This is a genomic window from Gelidibacter maritimus, from assembly GCF_014062315.1.
In the GTDB taxonomy this organism is placed as follows: Bacteria; Bacteroidota; Bacteroidia; order Flavobacteriales; family Flavobacteriaceae; genus Gelidibacter; species Gelidibacter maritimus.
This window is the reverse complement of record NZ_JACGLT010000006.1, coordinates 50,797-70,481: the sequence shown is the minus strand read 5'-3', so window position 1 is coordinate 70,481 and position 19,685 is coordinate 50,797. Positions and strand designations below refer to the sequence as shown.

Below are 19,685 nucleotides of genomic sequence, written 5' to 3'. Positions count from 1 at the left end.
AACCATTAGGATTTTAAAGAGGTTTCAAAAGGGATTCTATTCAAGATACTTCTTCCGAGCGTGACCTCATCGGTATATTCCAATTCATTACCCACTGAAATACCTCTAGCAATGGTGGAGGTGACAATTTCGTAATCTTGGATCTGCTTAAAAATATAAAAATTGGTGGTATCGCCTTCCATAGTGGAACTTAGGGCAAAAATCAACTCTTTTACAGTTCCCTTCTTCACCTTTTCTACAAGTGAAGCGATATTGAGATCATTAGGCCCAATCCCATCCATTGGAGATATTTTCCCTCCCAATACATGGTACCGTCCTTTGAACGAACTTGTATTTTCAATAGCCATCACATCTCTAATGTCCTCAACCACACAGATGATTTCTTCCGTTCTACGTGGATTGGCACAGATATCGCAAAGTTGGGTGTCACTTATATTGTGGCAACTTGAACAAAATTGTATGTCGCTTCTCATCTGTGTCAATGCAGAAGTCAATAATATGGTTTGATCTTTTGGCTGTCGGAGCAAATGCAAAACAAGACGCAATGCTGTTCGTTTACCAATTCCGGGCAACTGAGACATTTCGTTGACAGCTTTTTCGAGTAATTTTGAAGAAAATTCCATGGGGGCAAATTTACGGATTTTTAGCACATATTTTTGAGGCTTTAACATGTTCTTATTTCACAATAAGTCCCGTTATTTGAAAATTCAAAACTTTAATAAGTAATTTCCGCCATATTTTATTGTTTATGCATTCTACAACCATTATCCTACTTATACTTTCCTATTTTGGGATTCTCATTTTGATATCCTATCTCACGGGAAGAAAATCAGACAATAACACTTTTTTTAAGGCCAATAAACAAGCGCCATGGTATATTGTAGCCTTTGGAATGATTGGAGCATCACTTTCCGGGGTGACCTTTATATCGGTTCCGGGTTGGATAGAGGCCTCACAATTTAGCTATATGCAAATGGTATTGGGCTATACCGTTGGTTACCTCGTTATTGGCACTGTCCTCCTGCCGCTCTACTACAAACTAAATCTTACCTCTATTTACACCTATTTGGGGGAGCGCTTTGGAAATGCATCCTATAAAACTGGTGCGTCATTTTTTCTAATTTCCCGAATTGTGGGGTCCAGCTTCAGGCTATTTTTAGTAGCCAATGTACTACAAGTGCTCCTCTTTGATGATTTGGGCGTCAGCTTCTGGCAAACTGTAACCATAACCGTTTTTTTAATATGGTTATATACCTTCAGGTCTGGAATCAAAACCATTATCTGGACAGATTCTCTACAAACCCTATTTATGTTGATTGCAATTGGTGTAGCAATTTACTCAGTGAGTACTGATCTGGGCATTAGTGGTGGCAATATTTTAAGCTATGTATTGGAGAATGACCTGTCTAAAACCTTCTTTTTTGACGACTTTAAATCAAGCGATTATTTCTGGAATCAGTTTATATCCGGAGCCTTTATTGCCATAGTCATGACAGGTCTGGACCAAGACATGATGCAAAAAAATCTCACCTGCAAAACCTTGAAGGATGCACAGAAAAATATGTTCTGGTTTACGATCATTCTGACAATAGTCAACTTTATGATTTTAAGTCTAGGCCTTCTTTTAACTGTCTATGCACAAAAAAACGGCATTGATGCACATAAAGATGAGCTCTTCCCTATCTTGGCCAAAGAGCATTTAGGCATTGGTGTTTTTGTGTTCTTCTTATTGGGATTGATCGCTGCAGCATATAGTAGCGCCGATAGTACTTTAACTGCCCTGACCACCTCTTTCAGCATTGACATTTTAGATATTGAAAAAAAGTATGATGCCGCAAAACAAATTATGATCAGAAAACGCGTACATGTGCTGATGTCCTTCCTCTTAATCTTGATAATTATCGCTTTTAAATATGCCATTAAGGATGAAAGTGTTATTGCAAAACTCCTACTTTTTGCAGGATATACCTACGGTCCTTTACTCGGGCTCTACGCTTTTGGATTGTTCACCAAGTGGCAGATAAAAGACAAATGGGTACCTCTTATTGCAATTTTGTCGCCAATTCTTTCCTATATAATTGGTGTCAACAGCTTAAAATGGCTAGGCTTTGAGTTTGGTTATTTTATTTTGATCTTAAATGGCCTTTTGACATTTTTAGGTTTAATACTGATTCGTACCAAGCAGCACTAAGGTACAGGCTATTTCAAAATTAATTTTAGCATCACGCAAACGCTGGAAAAAATCCGGATTTTCTGTGCCAGGGTTAAAAACCACACGATTTGGTTTTAAAGAAATAAGGTAGTCATAAAATGGCTTCTGTCTGGTCGGGTTCATATATAAAGTAACCGTATCAATACCATTATAGGCTACTAATTCCGTATCAATCTTGACTCCAGAAACCTCGCCTTCCTTCAATCCAAAAGCCACAACTTCATGCCCATGGGATGTCAATCTGTAGATTGCCAAATTGGAGTAACGGCTCGGATTTAAAGAGGCTCCAAACACCAGAGTTTTTTTATTGGTTTGCATGGTTCAATGAATTTTATTAAAAGAGAAATTACAAGAATGTAATAATTTACAAAAGTAACCGTCTCTCTTCTAACAATCAAATCAAAATTAATCAATCAGATCAAAAAGTTAATTAGTGTTGTAATGAACACTTCATATTTGCAATTAAAGTCTAAGGTTTATGCTTCGGATTTTTGCTTAATCAGAAAACTGTAAATTTCATTCCATAAAAAACAGTTTCTACGCTCTCTTCACATTGATCATGTTAAGACTTCTAAACTAATAAACGGTGCAATTTGGAATTGAAGTCGTTGAATTTTAATTGGATATGACTGTATTTTCCTTCAAAATTTGCCAATTAATGTTAATTGATAGTTAAAAGCTTATCCTTGTAAAATAAAATAGAAGTTTCTACGTCTAATATAAAGTGATAAGTTTATTGATTTAACCAAGTCAAGTGTTAGTTAATGTTGGTTAATAGCCAAAAAACCCGTAACAATTATGTTTCGGGTTTTTTAATTCTCGTTCCTTCACAGACAGGAATAATCTTTTAGGTTTTCGAAGCTCATTTTCTATCGGTTTCAATTGAAAAAACGGCACTATTTTATTTTTATTTACAGCTCAATAAACGTGATTTCGCTCTTCAATTGACAATTTCACATAAAGAAATAAAGATTAGAGAATGGCTTAATTAAGGTTAGAGATTCCCACCTGCGCCGGAATTTGTTACCATTTAATGATCACGCTCCCCCAAGTAAATCCACTACCAAAAGCAGCCAGTACGACTACATCGCCTTCTTTGATTTTACCCTCTTCCCATGCTTCTGTCAGCGCAATAGGAATAGATGCTGCGGTCGTGTTGCCATATTTCTGAATATTGTTAAACACTTGGTCGTCACTCAATTCAAACTTTTTTTGGATGAACTGTGAAATCCTTAAATTGGCCTGATGTGGAATCAACATATCAATTGCCTCCTTGCCCAAGTTGTTTTTTCCCAGCCCTTCCATAATCACCTCACTAAACCGGACCACTGCATTTTTAAAGACAAATTGGCCATTCATGTATGGAAAATAGCTTTCGTCGTTAGGGTCGTTATCTCTAAGAATATCATTCACCCATCGTTTTCCCATGCCGGGAGCAACCAATACCAATTCTTCAGCATGCTCACCCTGTGAGTGTAAGTGCGTGGAAAGAATTCCTTTGGTATTGTCCTCTTCTCTAGTCAAAATAGCAGCGCCTGCTCCATCACCAAAAATAACCGAAACACCCCGTCCTCGTGTGGTTTTGTCCAAGCCATGGGAATGCAACTCGCTACCTATCACCAAAATATTCTTATACATTCCGGTTTTTATATATTGATCTGCCACTGAGATAGCATATATAAAGCCCGAACACTGATTTCGGACATCCAAAGCACCAACAGTTTTAATGTCCAGAGCATGTTGTACCTGCACACCTGGCCCAGGAAAATACATGTCAGGACTCAAGGTTGCAAACACAATAAAATCAATATCATCCTTATCAATTCCTGCTCGTTCAATGGCAACTTTAGCAGCCTTTATACCCATTCCTGAAGTGGTGTCTTCAGAATTTTCAAGTGCCCAACGGCGTTCCTTAATACCTGTTCGTTCTTGGATCCATTCGTCATTAGTATCCATTATTTTGGACAAATCATCATTAGTGACCACATTATCAGGAACGTAATGTCCTAATCCAATTATTTTGGAATTATACATAAGCTTTTTCGTTTAGCGTTAAATAGATTTGCAATTTAAGCAATATTCGCAGTTTTCATAAAATTACCTATTTTAAATACCATATTGGCTCAAGAGTGCCTTATTTTAACATTTATTTGACGACCCACTACCCTTGTTTTTGTAATTTTAGGGATTAACTAAAATCTAATCCACAATGAGAGCATTTCTACTGAATTTTTTCTTTTTACTGTCCCTTCTTGGCTTTGGGCAAGTCAATTTATCCTATCAAAAACCTGATCCGAGCATTCTAAATCTTGCAGAGGCACCATTGGCACCACGTATAAGTATGGATCGACAAGGTGAAAATTTTATTTTCCTTTACAGAAGCAACTACAAAACTATTGAAGAGTTATCGGAAACTGAAATGCGTCTCGGCGGATTGAGAATTAACCCAGTAACAAATATTGGCAGTAGAACAACCTACTATACCGATTTTAAAATTAGAAATGGTAGAGAAGGTAATCCTCAAAATATATCAGGAATGCCAGAAAACGGACGGTATGCCTATTTATCTTGGTCTCCAAATCAAAACTATGCGGCGTTCACAAATACTACTTCAAAAGGTGTAGAATTATGGTACATTGATATCAGCACTGCACAGGCAAAGAAGTTAACCGAAGACAATCTGAATGCCAATATGGGCAGACCTTATACATGGTCAAAAGACAGTAACTATTTATTGGTACAAACCCTGCCTTCTTCTAAAAAAGAATTGATTGATCCAGAGAAATCTGTTCCGGAAGGGCCAACAATTTCTGTAAGTGAAGCGGGTGTAAAAGCTCAAAATAGAACCTATCAAGATTTACTTAAAAATCCGAACGACGAATATAATTTTGAACAATTGGCGCTGTCTGATATCCAAAAAGTTGACCTTAGTGGAAACTCAAGCAATTGGAAATCGACAGATATCTATCAAAGCATCAACTTTTCTCCAGACGGTAATTATGTAATGATTACCACCATAGACAAGCCTTTTTCCTATTTAGTACCTTATAGCAGGTTTCCTTCTACCACCACTATTTATGATGCCAATGGCACGTTAGTCAAAAAAATATTGGAGGTACCACTTATTGAAGATTTACCACAAGGGTTTATGGCGGTACGTACAGGAATGCGTAATCTAAGCTGGCGTAATGATCAGCCTGCAACCCTGGTATGGGTGGAAGCTTTAGATGAGGGAGATCCAGCAAAGGAAGTGTCGTTTAGAGATGAAGTGTTTCAACAAAAAGCGCCATTTACTGCCAATAAGCAATCGATTTTAAAATTAAAAGATCGTTATGCCGGAATCCGATGGGGCAACGAGAATACTGCCATTGCTTATGACAGATGGTGGAACAGCAGAAATACAAGAACCTATTTGTTTGATCCATCCAATGCTAGCAAGGCTCCAAAAGTACTCTCTGATAGAAATTACCAAGATGTCTATAGTGATCCTGGCAGTTTTGTAACCACTTTAAATGCCTACGACGAATCTGTTTTGGATATCAATAAAGGAAAAGCCTATCTTATTGGTGATGGTTATAGTTCTGAAGGACAATTTCCGTTTATAGATGAAATGAATCTTAATAATCAAAAAACAAAACGTTTATACCAATCGAATTTAACGGATAAAGTAGAGAATATCGTTTCTGCATTAGATGCTAAAGCTGGGGAGTTCGTGGTTCAAATTGAATCAAAAAACGAATATCCCAACTATTATATCAGAAATATCAAGAAGCGTATCGCTTTACAACCCTTAACTCAATTTGAGAATCCATTTAAGAGCTTACAGGACGTGCATAAAGAAGTCATTACTTACAAGCGCGATGACGGATTGCCATTAACCGGAACATTATATTTACCAACCAATTATAAAGAAGGGGAAAAATACCCAATGCTTTTATGGGCTTATCCGCGAGAATATAAAGACAAAAATAGTGCTGCTCAAAGCACCTCAAACTCTAATGAATTCACATATCCATCGTACGGCTCACCTTTATTTTGGGTAGCAAGAGGTTATGTAGTATTGGATGATGCAGCTTTTCCAATTGTTGGGGAAGGTGATGAACAACCTAACGATACTTTTGTAAAGCAATTGGTGGGTAATGCCAAAGCGGCCATTGATGCCGTTGATGCCATGGGCTATATTGATCGAGATCGTGTTGCGGTTGGCGGACATTCTTATGGGGCGTTTATGACGGCTAATTTATTATCTCATTCCAACCTATTTGCTGCAGGTATTGCAAGAAGCGGTGCATATAATAGAACCTTGACACCTTTTGGGTTTCAAAGTGAAGAACGAAATTATTGGGAAGCACCAGACGTTTACAATACCATGTCTCCGTTTATGAATTCCCATACTATGAAAACACCTTTGTTATTGATTCATGGTGAAGCCGACAACAACTCTGGCACCTATCCTATGCAAAGTGAGCGATATTTTAACGCCCTGAAAGGTTTAGGCGCACCAGTAAGACTGGTTATGTTGCCTAACGAAAGCCATGGTTATCGTGCCAAAGAATCTGTAATGCACATGTTATGGGAGCAAGACCAATGGTTGGAAACTCACGTTAAAAACAAAAAGTAAAAACACATAAATTCTTTTCAAAAGCCATTCTATTATCGGAATGGCTTTTTTTATGCCATCTTGTCATAAATGTCGGATTGGCATTTTTGTTGACTCATACAATGAAACAAACTAAAAGTTCAATCAGTTTCCCTCCCGATCGCTATCGGAATTAGAGGTAACATTTAATAAATTAAAATATGACAAAAGGGAATATTAATGTTTCGGTAGAGAACATCTTTCCACTGATTAAGAAGTTCTTATACAGTGATCACGAAATATTTTTACGTGAGTTAATCAGTAACGCTACAGATGCCACTTTAAAATTAAAGCACCTAACCAATATCGGTGAGGCAAAAGTAGAATATGGCAATCCAAAAATCGAAGTAAAAATCGATAAGGAAGGCAAAAAGCTACACATCATTGACCAAGGTATTGGGATGACTGCAGAAGAAGTTGAAAAATACATCAACCAGATCGCCTTTTCAGGAGCCGAAGAGTTCTTGGACAAATATAAGGATGCAGAAAAGGATTCCGGAATAATTGGACATTTTGGATTAGGATTCTACTCCGCTTTTATGGTTGCAGAGAAAGTTGAAATCCTTACCAAGTCCTACAAAGAGGATACTGTTGCTGCACTTTGGACCTGTGATGGCTCTCCTGAATTCACTTTAGAACCAGCGGAAAAAACAGAACGCGGTACAGAAATTATCCTTCATATTGCAGAGGATTCTCTTGAGTTTTTAGAAGAATCTAAGATCAACGAATTATTGACCAAGTACAATAAGTTCATGCCTATTCCAATCAAATTTGGAACTAAGGAAGTTAACGATCCAGATCATAAACCAGAAACCAAAAAGGATAAAGACGGTAAAGAAACTACAGAGCCTCAAAAGAAAATTACCGTTGATAATATCATCAACAACCCTAATCCGGCGTGGACCAAGCAACCTACTGAATTAGAAGATAAAGACTACTCTGCATTTTATAGAGAACTGTATCCAATGCAGTTTGAGGAACCATTATTCCATATCCATTTGAATGTGGATTATCCATTCAATTTGACAGGGATTTTATATTTCCCGAAAATGACGGCCGATTTGAATATCCAAAAGGATAAAATTCAATTGTACCAAAATCAGGTATTCGTTACAGATAATGTAGAGGGTATCGTTCCGGAATTCTTGACCATGCTGAAAGGAGTCATTGATTCACCAGATATCCCACTGAACGTATCCCGTAGTTATTTGCAAGCAGACGGTAATGTGAAGAAAATATCTTCATATATCACCCGTAAAGTAGCTGATAAACTGAAATCTTTATTCAATGAGAACCGTGAGGATTTTGAGAAGAAATGGAACGACATCAAAATTGTCATTGAATATGGAATGCTTTCAGAAGATAAATTCTTTGAAAAAGCTGATGCCTTTGCTCTATACCCAACGGTTGATGGGGAATATTATACTTATCAAGAATTGTTCGACAAAATCAAGGACAATCAAACTGATAAAGATGGTAAGTTAGTCATCCTATATGCGTCTGATGAAGATGCACAACACAGTTATACGGAGGCAGCTAAAGCTAAAGGCTATGAGGTGTTGCTATTGGATTCGCCAATTATTAGTCACTTGATGCAAAAAATGGAAACTACAAAAGAGAACATCACTTTTGCACGTGTGGATGCTGACCATATTGATAACTTGATTAAGAAAGAGGACACTAAAATTTCAAAGCTATCTGAAGAGCAACAAACTGATTTGGAAACGATTCTTAAGGAAGCCATTCCTTCAGAGAAGTTTACCGTTCAATTGGAAGCTATGGATAGTGATGCCTCACCATTTATCATCACCCAACCAGAGTTTATGCGTCGTATGAAAGAGATGCAAGCAACTGGTGGTGGCGGTATGTTTGGCATGGGAAATATGCCAGAGATGTACAACCTGGTCGTCAATACTAATTCTGATTTGGTAGGTGAAATTTTAAGCACCAAGACCAAGAAAAAACAAGAACGCTTGATATCTCAAAGTTTAGATTTAGCGCGCCTATCTCAAGGCTTGCTTAAAGGAAAAGAACTGAGCGAATTCATCAAACGCTCTTATGAGATGATAAAGTAAGAATTAAGAGCGCTACGCTTTTAGAATTAAGTCTTAAGATTAAAACCATCCTGTCAAAACCGGGATGGTTTTTTTGTGCCATTAAGTCTAGTTCTACAATTTCGTTTTAAAAAACCACGTAGCAAGGGCCCATTTCTTCACATACAATCTTGCTCCTAACTATTTAATCTCAATCATCTCCCAAATTAAAATACTTATATTTTTAGGCCTACTCTTTGTTTTTAAATAATTTAAAAATTATCTTCGAAGACATCGTAGGATTCGGTGGTTGAAAAGCTCATTTCCAAATAAAACAACTTCCCTAAGAGCTGTTTTGGGACAGAATATCTAACAGCTATACTTCAGGAAGTTTACATTCATAAAGGATCCACACATCATCATATACTATTAAAAATGAAAATAAAAAAGGTACTTATTGCCAACCGAGGAGAAATTGCCATTCGCACCATGCGCGCCTGTACAGAATTAAACATTGCTACAGTTGCCGTTTACACCTATGAAGACCGCTATTCACAACATCGCAATAAGGCGGATGAATCCTATCAAATTGGCGAAGACAATCAGCCTTTAAAGCCCTATTTGGACATGGATGAAATCATCGCTTTGGCTAAGTCCAAGAATGTTGATGCTATTCATCCAGGCTATGGTTTCCTTTCAGAGAATTCAGAATTTGCTCGAAAATGTGCCAAAAACGATATCGTTTTTATCGGCCCCTCTCCTGAGGTCATGGATGCCTTAGGCGATAAAATAACCGCTAAGAAGATTGCTGTCAAGTGCAAAGTGCCCATTATAGAAAGTAATAAAAAGAAATTATCCTCATTAAAAATCGCCTTATCAGAGGCACAAGACATTGGCTATCCTCTTATGTTGAAAGCGGCTTCAGGTGGCGGTGGGCGTGGGATGCGTATCATCAGAAAAGCCGAAGATCTGGAACAGAATTTCGATTCTGCCAGAAATGAGGCCCTCAATTCATTCGGTGACGACACCATGTTCCTTGAAAAGTATGTCGAAGACCCCAAACATATTGAAGTTCAAATTGTGGCCGATAATCACGGGAACATCCGCCATTTATTTGAACGAGATTGTTCGGTACAACGTCGTCATCAGAAAGTGGTGGAGATTGCGCCTTCACATAACGTTTCCGAAAAAGTCAAGCAAGATCTTTATAAATACGCTGTAGACATAGCAACGGAAGTCAATTATAATAATATTGGAACCGTAGAGTTTTTAGTGGACAAAGCTGATAACGTCTATTTTATTGAAGTCAATCCACGTATTCAAGTGGAACATACGGTTACCGAAATGATTACCGGTATTGATTTGGTCAAAACGCAAATTTTTGTTGCAGGAGGCTATAAGTTATCGGATAAACAAATTAAGATCTACGATCAAGAGTCCATAAAAACTTATGGTTTTGCCTTACAGTGCCGATTGACCACTGAAGATCCTGGTAATAATTTCACTCCAGATTATGGCACAATAACTACCTATAGAAGTGCGTCGGGAATGGGCATCCGTTTGGATGCAGGAAGTATCTACCAAGGCTACAGTGTGAGCCCGTTTTTTGACTCGATGCTCGTAAAAGTTTCTGCCCACGGTAGGACTTTGGACGGTGCCGTTCGTAAAATGGTGCGCGCACTAAAAGAGTTTCGGATTAGAGGTGTCAACACCAACATCCACTTTTTACAGAATGTGATCCTACATGATACATTTAAAGAAGGAAAAGTAACTGTAAATTTCATTCAGAATACCCCTTCCCTTTTCAAAATTAAACTACCACAAGACCGAACTACCAAAGTAACCCAGTATTTGGCTGAAGTGATCGTCAACGGCAATCCGGATGTAAAATATAAAGAAGAAAATAAAGTTTTCAGAAATCCGAAGGTGCCAAAATTCAACTTAGCCGCACCGCATCCCCAAGGCACAAAGGATCTGTTGACAGAAATGGGACCAGAGAAATTCTGTGAGTGGCTCAAAAATGATACTAAAATTCATTATACCGACACCACCATGCGTGATGCACACCAATCGCTGCTCGCCACTCGAATGCGGACTTTCGATATGATGAAAGTTGCTGAAAGTTTTGCCAAAAACCACCCGAATACGTTCAGCATGGAAGTTTGGGGCGGCGCGACATTTGATGTCTGTCTTCGTTTCTTACACGAAAGTCCATGGACACGTTTGCGCGAATTGCGAAAAGCAATCCCAAATATTTTGTTTCAGATGTTATTGCGTGGCAGTAATGGTGTGGGATATAAAGCCTATCCAGACAATCTTATAGAGAAATTCGTAGAAAAATCTTGGGAAAATGGCGTGGATATTTTTAGAATCTTTGATTCCCTCAACTGGGTCAAAGCCATGGAACCGAGCATTAATTTCGTAAGAAACAAAACAGGAGGTATTGCACAGGCTGCCATAAGTTATACTGGGAATGTTTTAGATGTCAACGAAACCAAATACACCCTAAAATATTATACCCAATTAGCGAAAGACCTTGAAAATGCAGGTGCCCACATGATCGCCATTAAGGATATGGCGGGACTATTAAAGCCCTATGCCGCAACGGAATTGGTGGGCGCACTAAAAGACACAGTCAAGCTGCCGGTTCATTTGCATACCCATGACACCTCATCTTTACAAACGGCAACATACCTTAAAGCCATTGAAGCCGGTGTAGATGTGGTGGATGTGGCCTTGGGTGGTTTGTCAGGATTGACCTCACAACCCAATTTCAATGGGATTGTTGAAATGATGAAGGGTCAACCAAGAGCCCACGACTTTGATATGAACACCTTAAATCAGTTCTCAAATTTCTGGGAAGACACCCGCGAACTTTATTATCCTTTCGAATCTGGATTAAAAGCTGGTACAGCCGAAGTTTTTCAACACGAAATTCCAGGTGGTCAGTATTCCAATTTGCGACCACAGGCCATTGCACTAGGATTGGGCGATCGATTTGACGAGGTCAAAAAAATGTATGCTCAGGTTAATGCCATGTTTGGCAACTTGATAAAAGTAACGCCAAGTTCTAAAGTAGTGGGTGATATGGCCATTTTTATGGTCACCAATAATCTCACCCCAGAGGATGTATTGGAACGCGGCTCGGAAATATCCTTCCCAGAATCCGTGATAAATTTCTTTAAAGGCGATTTAGGTCAACCGACCGGCGGGTTTCCAAAGAAATTACAAAAAATCATTTTAAGAAATCACAAAGCCTATACCGATAGACCTAATGCTCACTTAAAACCTATAGATTTTGATGTGGAATACGACGCTTTCAAAAAGAAGTTTCAGAAAGGATTTACCAGGGCTATTGAAATTGAAGATTTCTTATCCTATACCTTATATCCAAAAGTTTTTGAACAAGCGCACGAGAATTATAAGCTGTATGGTAATATAAGTTTAGTGCCTACCAAGAATTTCTTTTACGGCATGAAGCAACGTGAAGAAATCCTCATTGAACTGGAACCTGGAAAAACCATAATTGTCAGATTACTTTCGGTAGGTGTTCCCAATGAGGAAGGTGTCAGAATTGTTTTCTTTAAAGTAAACGGCGAAAACCGTTTGGTAGAGGTTTTGGACAGATCACTCAATATCAAAAAAGAAACCCATGAGAAAATTGATCCTGCTGATGCCAATCAAATTGGTGCGCCTTTACAAGGTTCACTATACAAAGTGTTGGTGAAAAGAGGTCAAAAGGTCAAAGAAAATGATCCATTATTTATCATTGAAGCCATGAAGATGGAAACTACAGTAACGGCATTTAAAGCAGGAAAAGTAAAATCTATCACCATTAAGGAAGGCACAATGGTGATGCAGGATGATTTGATTTTGACGGTGGAATGATTTTGGGGTTGATAATTCAATTCAATTGCCAACTACCATTTAAATACATATCTTGGAACCATGAAAAAACTACTTTTTATTTTATTGGCAGTACCGCTCCAATTATTGGCGCAGGAGGTGCCTGGATCTGTTCAATTTTGGGACACTCTTAAAAGTCACTGTGGTAAAGCTTATGAAGGCGAAATAATAGCTGGAGGCCAAGAAGGCGATGGTTTTACAGGAGAAAAATTGGTCATGCACGTTCGCAGTTGTGAAGACAATGTACTCAGAATTCCATTTTTTGTTGGTGATGACAAATCGCGTACTTGGGTATTGACCATGGGAGAAGATAACTTGATTCTCTTAAAGCACGATCACAGAAAGATGGATGGCACTGATGATGATGTCACCCAATACGGTGGACTGAGCCCAAATACAGGACGCTCAAATATTCAGTTTTTTCCAGCTGATCAGTTTACCGCCAATCTATTAGCCCATGCTGCACATAATGTATGGTGGATTACTGTAGATAAAAATTCATTCACTTATAATCTACGACGGATTGGTACAGACCGATTATTTTCAGTGAAATTTGACCTCACCAAGGAAGTAGAAACACCAAGTGCACCATGGGGAAGTGAAGATTAATCCCATTGTTTATCATTGATAACCAAAATAATACTAATATCTAAAAACCACTTCCAAAAAGATGTGGTTTTTTATTTGCCAACATTTGTAAATGAATAACATTATAATAATCTGACCTGTATTTAGACCAATTCAATTAGTTTACCTTTGCAATCAATCTCACAACTTCTTGAAAGCACTCCTTAAAACCATAGAATTATTCCTAAAAGGCTCCCATTTTCACAGAGGGCTCCGACTCACCTTTGCCGTAATAATTCCTTTGGCGGTCTTTTATTTCCTGGGTCATTTTGAATATGCTCCTGCCATTGTTATGGGTGCGTTTTTAAATGCGCCTGGTGATATTCCAGGAAGTCTAAAACGTAAGGTCAATGCGATTTTAATCAGTACCGCATTAACAATGCTGATTACAGCCACCATTTTATTTTGCAAACCTTACTTCCTACTCGTCATTGTGGCACTTGCCGTTTTTTCGTTTTTTGTCTCTTTTATTTCCGTATATGGGTTTAGGGGCTCGATGGTATCATTTTCAGGGCTATTAGCTATGGTTTTGGCTTTTGCGGTTGAAAAGGAAACGCCATTTGAAATTTTATCCCATGTTTTACTCATTGGTTGTGGGGGACTTTGGTATTTGCTCATATCTTTTTTATTCAGGAAACTATCACCTAAAAAAGATGAAATCCAATTTTTGTCTGATAGTATGACTTTTATTGGAGAGTATTTGATATTACGAGCACGCCTATTGACAAAAAAATCAGAACGTCAAGAACTCATACAACAAGCATTCGTACTGCAAAGCCAGATCAACGAAAAACATGAAACTTTAAGAGAATTACTTCTGTTTGAGCGCAAACGTTCAGGGCGTTCGCATTATGATGAAAAACATTTGTTGATCTTTATATCTTCGGTTAATATTTTTGAACTTATTGAGGCCAAACACTTAGATTATAACGAAATAGATCGACTTTTTAGTGATCGAAAACATCTTAAAGCCTTTAAGGACCTAAATAAAGTCATGGGTCGCCATTTAATGACTTTATCAGAATTACTTATCCAAAATGATAAAATTTCAGATAACGACACTCTAATTACTGCCCTGTCAAAAGCTAAAGAGGCAATATCAAAATATGTTGAGGATATCCAATTGCCAAAGGCTCGTGAAGGAGCATTAGCACTTCGGAATCTTTATGATTACCAAGAAAATATTTTTGATGAAATCAGTGCTATTCGTCGTATAATGGCCAATGTTAAAGATGCTTCAAAGGTATCCTTAAAACGCCAGAACACTAGTCAGTTTTTAACGCTTCAAGAGTATCGCCTGAACGTTATTGTACAGAATTTCAGTTGGAATTCTACTTTATTCAGGCATGCCCTACGATTTACAGTTGCTATCATATTTGCGTTTATGCTAGGAACTCTTTTCGACATCAGAAATACCTATTGGATTCTACTGACCATCATTGTGATTATGCGACCCAACTACGGCCTAACCAAAGAGCGCTCCAAAGACCGAATTATTGGGACACTTATTGGTGCCGCCATAGCTATTGGTATTGTACTACTGACTCAAAATGTCATCGTTTACGGGGTTTTAGCAATCATCTCTTTAACCCTGGCCTTTTCACTCGTACAACAAAATCTTAAATCTGCGGCGGCATTTATCACCATAAATATCATATTCGTGTATTCACTTATCAATCCTGATGCCTTTCAGGTGATTCAATACCGGGTGATTGACACTATCATTGGTGCTGGGATTGCCGTTATTGCCAATTACACTTTATGGCCAAGTTGGGAAGCCTTAAACCTAAAGAATGTACTTGTCGATGCTTTAAACAAGAACAGAAGATATCTTTTGGCTACCCAAGAATTATATTATGACAAGAATAAAAATGAACTCCCATATAAGTTGGCTCGGAAGGAAGCTTTTTTAGCTATAAGCAATTTGAATGCCGCTTTCCAAAGATTGACACAAGATCCAAAATCCAAACAAGTGGAATTTCAACTGATCTACGACATGGTCACCTTAAACCAAACCATGGTGTCGGCTATTGCGTCTATTGGCAGTTTTATTATCAACCATCAAACCACGCCAGCTTCCAAAGAATTTGATGCCATAGTTCGGAGAATAGCCAATACTCTTGAAGCCTCCTGCTCTATTTTAAAAAACGTTCAGGCCGATTGTGAAACAATCACAATCGATATTGAAAAAGCCCAGGAGAAATTAATGGAAACCTATCGTAGTCTATCTAGAATGCGCGACGAGAACATTCAAAATGGTCATACAGAAATCGACACTGAAACACTCCACAATCTTCAAGAAGCATACTTAATTTCCAATCAATTAATCTGGCTAAAGACGCTTTCAGAAAATCTTAGAAAAGCAACTTCAAAATATCAAGAGGTTCTGTAGCCATTGAAGTTCTTCAGATAATATAGAAGAGCGTGGCTTAACAATCAAAAAACCACTTCATTAATAGAAGTGGCTTTTCATAGTTATATATATTTACATCAGATGAAAAACAACAACCAGTTTTGTTGGCGTCTTTCAACATATAGCTTTAATACTAATTTTCGTATGCAGCTACACCTTCTTTCAACCATGCAAGATATTCCTGCGCATCCGGTGTGTAGCCAACAGGATCATTAAGATTTTCTTCGTCATGCCCTATTAATGCGTAAAATGGCTGGGTGTTTGTTTTAAACTTTATGGTCTGGAACTCACTCCATTTCTGTCCAATGTATTTTAATTGTTTACCTGGTCGGAGTTGTGATTCCACGATTTCATCGTCTTCAAGCTTTCGTTTGTCATCAACATATAATGAAATCAGGACGACTTCATTTTTAAGCATATTGAGGACTTGGTCATTTGGCCAAACATTCTGCTCCATCTTTCTACAGTTGACACAAGCCCATCCGGTAAAGTCCAACATCACTGGCTTGCCAACTTCTTTGGCATAGGCCATGCCTTTATCGTAATCATTGAAGGCCAATATTTGGTGCGGTGCCAATAAATGGCCACCGTCAGGAAGCACTTGAGCTTCGCCTGCACTAAATCCGCCCCCGGTTTTGGAATTACCCACACCATAAGGCGATTCAGAATAATCCAACGGCGGAGGGAACGCACTGATCAAATTAAGTGGTGCACCCCATAGTCCTGGTATCATATAAATAGTAAAACTCAACACCAACAGGCCAAGGCTTAAACGTCCCACTGAAATATGCGTCAACGGAGAATCATGTGGCAATCTGATCTTTCCAAACAGATAAAACGCCAAAGCACCAAAAATAGCAATCCAGATAGCGATGAATACTTCACGCTCCAAGAAATGCAACTGCAACACCAGATCTGCCTGGGAAAGGAATTTAAAAGCAAATGCCAATTCCAAGAATCCTAAAACCACTTTAACTGTATTCAACCAGCCACCAGATTTAGGTAGTGAATTTAACCATCCCGGGAACGCTGCAAACAAGCCAAATGGCAAGGCCAAAGCAATGGAGAAACCTAACATTCCAATCATAGGTGCCAATCCGCCTTTGGTGGCTGAAAGGACGATAATATTACCAACAAATGGTCCTGTACAAGAAAAGGAGACAATGGCAAGGGCCAAAGCCATAAAGAATATACCTGTATAGCCTCCTTTACCAGCTTTACTGTCAATTTTATTTGCCCAGGATTGAGGTAGCATTATTTCAAAAGCACCTAAAAAGGACACTGCGAATATCACGAGAATAATAAAGAACAATAGGTTGAAGGTCACACTCGTTGAGAACTCATTAATAGCACTCGCACCAAAGATGGCTACAACGCCCGTACCTAAAATAACATAGATGACAACGATACAAATGCCGTATATAATGGCGTTCTTTATTCCCTCAGCCTTGTTCTGACTTTGTTTGGTAAAGAAGCTGACCGTCATAGGTATCAATGGGAAAACGCATGGGGTAAACAAGGCGATAAGCCCAGCGCCCATTCCAAGAATGAAAATCGTCCACAGACCACTGTTCTCTGCTTCTTTCTCCTCTTCTTCAGTAATAACAACCTCTTCATCGCTATCCACCTTTACCGGTTCCTGAAAATTGATAGTGCTTTCTTCTTCAGAGACAACAGAATCTGTACCTGTAAATCCTTTAGCTTTCGTCAAATCAAAATCCAAGTCGATATAAGCGGGAGGCAAACATCGCATATCATCACAGACCATGAATTCTACTTCACCCTTAACTATCGATAACTCTTTGTTAAGGATATTGATGCGTTGCCTGAATTCAGCCGAATCATCAAAATATTTGATGCGCATATTAAATACGGGGTCATTAACGGTACGCCCCTCTTCTTCGGTGGTATTACCTATAAGTTCAACATCTTTACCAGTGTCGTACATGAACGTTGTTGGAATTGGGCCGTCCTCAGGAACCTCTTGTGAATACAAGTGCCAGCCTCTGTCAATAGTGGCTGTTGAAATTAAATCATATTCTGTGTCGGAGATTTTCTCAACTGAAGTAGACCATTTTACGGGATCCAAAACTTGAGCTTTTGCTGTTGTCCAGGTTAAGGAAACCAATAAAAAGTAAAGAAAGATAGTTCTCATAGGGTAGTATTAGCTAGGATTATGAATATTTAAAACAGAAGAAACATGAAATATAACTTCTCTATCAAGAAGACGTTGCAAATGCAGAATGCCCTTATAATAAAATGTTAAAAATTTTAATACTTATAAAATTCAAGGTGCAAAGGTAATTAAAAGAAGTAGGAAGGTGCAACTCTACTCATCGATCTATAGGTTTTTAACAACAGTTTAAGAAGTGGTTTATTATATAAGAAAATTAATAGTCCTAATTAATAAAAACTTACTTTTCAAAACCACCCTGTTTTAATAATCCACAAAAACTGCAATTAAATATTTAATTCATTAAACAAATCAATCAATTTATCATCTGAAGGTCTTGGTGCATTAGCTGTGACAATATTGCCATCGGGGTCCAACAAAATGAAACGTGGAATACCCATGATTAAATAATCTCGCACAAACTTTGACTCCCAAGCATTATCTGCTAATACTTGAATGCCACCCAAATTCTCATCCACAATCATTTTTTTCCACTTTCCATGATCAGATTGTTTGTCAATCGATACGCTTAAGAACTCAATGTTCTTGCCATGATACTCCTTTTCAACTCTCTTTAAGGAAGGAATTTCTTTTATACATGGCCCACACCAAGTTGCCCAAACATCTACATAAATATATTTCCCTTTTAAATCTTCTAAAGAAGTTTTACTTCCGTCATTGTTTTCATAATCAAAAAACTTTGGAGATGGCATTCCTTTGGCTACGGTTCTAAGTTTATGATAACTCTCTGTAATAATCTCATTATTTTTTATATCAGTAGAAGCCTTTATGTAGACCTCATAATAATCCTCCAAATTAGCAGTATATGAGATTCCATTTTTAGCTTCATCAAACAACAGCTTGTTTTTTATCTCCTGATTTGGAGATTCGGAAACAACCTTTAAATACGCCACATCTTCTTCAAGATTCTCTGAGTCTGAAATGTTTTTGGCAGTCTCTCTAAAATGGCTTGACACAAGACGTCTGTATGAACTTGAGAAATTAAAATCTTCAGAATTATTGTAATCAAATCCTGTCATTTCTGGCAAAAAATCAGCAGAAACCTTAAAATCAGGCACTTTAATAACATAGCTATGAGACCTTTCATATCCCAATAACTTTGCAACAAATTCATGTCCAATGTTTCGAATTTCTTTCTTTTTGAAATCATCGGAAATATTCATTTGGTCATCAATGAAATGTTCCATACTCGTTTTGATATCATTAGCCTTCTTCTTAAACTCAACTTCATCCAGACTATAGAATTCCTCAAAACTTCCCATCAATTCTCTTTCTCTCTTAATTTTTTCTTGCAAATAAGTATTGACAGCAGCTCCTTTTCCAGAAAAGTTTAGAGTGTTTTTAAAATCTTTTGTGTCAAAGGTGATGTTTAAATGTGATGCTGGTTCAAGATGGACCCTCATAAAAATTTTACCGTATGTAACTAAATATGATCCTGTGCTAATCTTTAGAGTATCTAAAAACTTACCAGATTCAGATACCGCAATAGTGTCTCTCTCACTGTTATCATGATTTGCCAATATGATTTTATCATCTATTATATTTGTGATCTCACCTGAAAACACAGTAAAGTCGTTAGGCATTTCATTTCTACAAGACAGAGTTATAGTCGCTATTGTTAAAACAATTAATAGTCTTTTCATTTAATTCTTGATTTTTGA

General features: G+C 37.8%; 11 protein-coding genes. 6 read left to right on the top strand and 5 right to left on the bottom strand.

From position 1 onward, the window contains the following. Positions 1 to 5: 5 nt before the first annotated feature. Positions 6 to 623: a recombination mediator RecR gene (recR, locus tag H3Z82_RS09280; protein ID WP_182205226.1), complete on the bottom strand. Its 618-nt coding sequence runs from the start codon at positions 621 to 623 to the stop codon at positions 6 to 8. Between the two features lie 125 nt (positions 624 to 748). On the opposite strand from recR, the gene H3Z82_RS09275 reads away from it, so the two are divergent. Continuing rightward, the gene (locus H3Z82_RS09275) at positions 749 to 2,191 is read left to right on the top strand and encodes a sodium:solute symporter (RefSeq protein ID WP_182205225.1); all 1,443 of its coding nucleotides are present in this window, start codon (positions 749 to 751) and stop codon (positions 2,189 to 2,191) included. Here H3Z82_RS09275 and H3Z82_RS09270 read toward each other — a convergent pair. Both H3Z82_RS09270 and H3Z82_RS09265 read right to left on the bottom strand, forming a co-directional pair. Continuing rightward, on the bottom strand, positions 2,162 to 2,530 hold the full coding sequence (locus H3Z82_RS09270; protein ID WP_182205224.1) for a CoA-binding protein: 369 nt from the start codon (positions 2,528 to 2,530) through the stop codon (positions 2,162 to 2,164). The two genes, H3Z82_RS09275 and H3Z82_RS09270, sit on opposite strands and share 30 nt — an antisense overlap. A gap of 705 nt (positions 2,531 to 3,235) precedes the next feature. Further along, positions 3,236 to 4,246: a 3-oxoacyl-ACP synthase III family protein gene (locus H3Z82_RS09265; RefSeq protein ID WP_182205223.1), complete on the bottom strand. Its 1,011-nt coding sequence runs from the start codon at positions 4,244 to 4,246 to the stop codon at positions 3,236 to 3,238. A gap of 175 nt (positions 4,247 to 4,421) precedes the next feature. On the opposite strand from H3Z82_RS09265, the gene H3Z82_RS09260 reads away from it, so the two are divergent. The 5 genes from H3Z82_RS09260 (at position 4,422) to H3Z82_RS09240 (ending at position 15,809) form a co-directional block, all read left to right on the top strand. After that, complete coding sequence (locus H3Z82_RS09260) at positions 4,422 to 6,833, top strand: alpha/beta hydrolase family protein (RefSeq protein WP_182205222.1); 2,412 nt, start codon at positions 4,422 to 4,424, stop codon at positions 6,831 to 6,833. 179 nt (positions 6,834 to 7,012) lie between these two features. Next, positions 7,013 to 8,926: a molecular chaperone HtpG gene (htpG, locus tag H3Z82_RS09255; protein WP_182205221.1), complete on the top strand. Its 1,914-nt coding sequence runs from the start codon at positions 7,013 to 7,015 to the stop codon at positions 8,924 to 8,926. Between the two features lie 393 nt (positions 8,927 to 9,319). Continuing rightward, positions 9,320 to 12,772, top strand: a complete 3,453-nt coding sequence (locus H3Z82_RS09250; protein ID WP_182205220.1) for a pyruvate carboxylase — start codon at positions 9,320 to 9,322, stop codon at positions 12,770 to 12,772. 60 nt (positions 12,773 to 12,832) lie between these two features. Then, complete coding sequence (locus H3Z82_RS09245) at positions 12,833 to 13,399, top strand: hypothetical protein (protein WP_182205219.1); 567 nt, start codon at positions 12,833 to 12,835, stop codon at positions 13,397 to 13,399. 169 nt (positions 13,400 to 13,568) lie between these two features. Beyond that, positions 13,569 to 15,809, top strand: coding sequence for an FUSC family protein (locus tag H3Z82_RS09240; protein ID WP_182205218.1), 2,241 nt, complete (start codon positions 13,569 to 13,571; stop codon positions 15,807 to 15,809). 154 nt (positions 15,810 to 15,963) lie between these two features. On the opposite strand, the gene H3Z82_RS09235 is transcribed toward H3Z82_RS09240, so the two are convergent. Continuing rightward, complete coding sequence (locus tag H3Z82_RS09235; RefSeq protein WP_182205217.1) at positions 15,964 to 17,985, bottom strand: protein-disulfide reductase DsbD family protein; 2,022 nt, start codon at positions 17,983 to 17,985, stop codon at positions 15,964 to 15,966. Between the two features lie 305 nt (positions 17,986 to 18,290). Next, positions 18,291 to 19,667 carry a TlpA family protein disulfide reductase gene (locus H3Z82_RS09230; RefSeq protein WP_182205216.1) on the bottom strand — a complete coding sequence of 459 codons (1,377 nt, stop codon included), beginning with the start codon at positions 19,665 to 19,667 and terminating at the stop codon, positions 18,291 to 18,293. Positions 19,668 to 19,685: the final 18 nt, after the last annotated feature.

Coding starts and splice junctions, on each gene's coding strand:
- H3Z82_RS09245 (WP_182205219.1), top strand. CDS start 12,833: ATGAAAAAACTACTTTTTATTTTATTGGCAGTACCGCTCCAATTATTG.
- H3Z82_RS09260 (WP_182205222.1), top strand. CDS start 4,422: ATGAGAGCATTTCTACTGAATTTTTTCTTTTTACTGTCCCTTCTTGGC.
- recR (WP_182205226.1), bottom strand. CDS start 623: ATGGAATTTTCTTCAAAATTACTCGAAAAAGCTGTCAACGAAATGTCT.
- H3Z82_RS09235 (WP_182205217.1), bottom strand. CDS start 17,985: ATGAGAACTATCTTTCTTTACTTTTTATTGGTTTCCTTAACCTGGACA.
- H3Z82_RS09230 (WP_182205216.1), bottom strand. CDS start 19,667: ATGAAAAGACTATTAATTGTTTTAACAATAGCGACTATAACTCTGTCT.
- H3Z82_RS09275 (WP_182205225.1), top strand. CDS start 749: ATGCATTCTACAACCATTATCCTACTTATACTTTCCTATTTTGGGATT.
- H3Z82_RS09250 (WP_182205220.1), top strand. CDS start 9,320: ATGAAAATAAAAAAGGTACTTATTGCCAACCGAGGAGAAATTGCCATT.
- htpG (WP_182205221.1), top strand. CDS start 7,013: ATGACAAAAGGGAATATTAATGTTTCGGTAGAGAACATCTTTCCACTG.
- H3Z82_RS09270 (WP_182205224.1), bottom strand. CDS start 2,530: ATGCAAACCAATAAAAAAACTCTGGTGTTTGGAGCCTCTTTAAATCCG.
- H3Z82_RS09265 (WP_182205223.1), bottom strand. CDS start 4,246: ATGTATAATTCCAAAATAATTGGATTAGGACATTACGTTCCTGATAAT.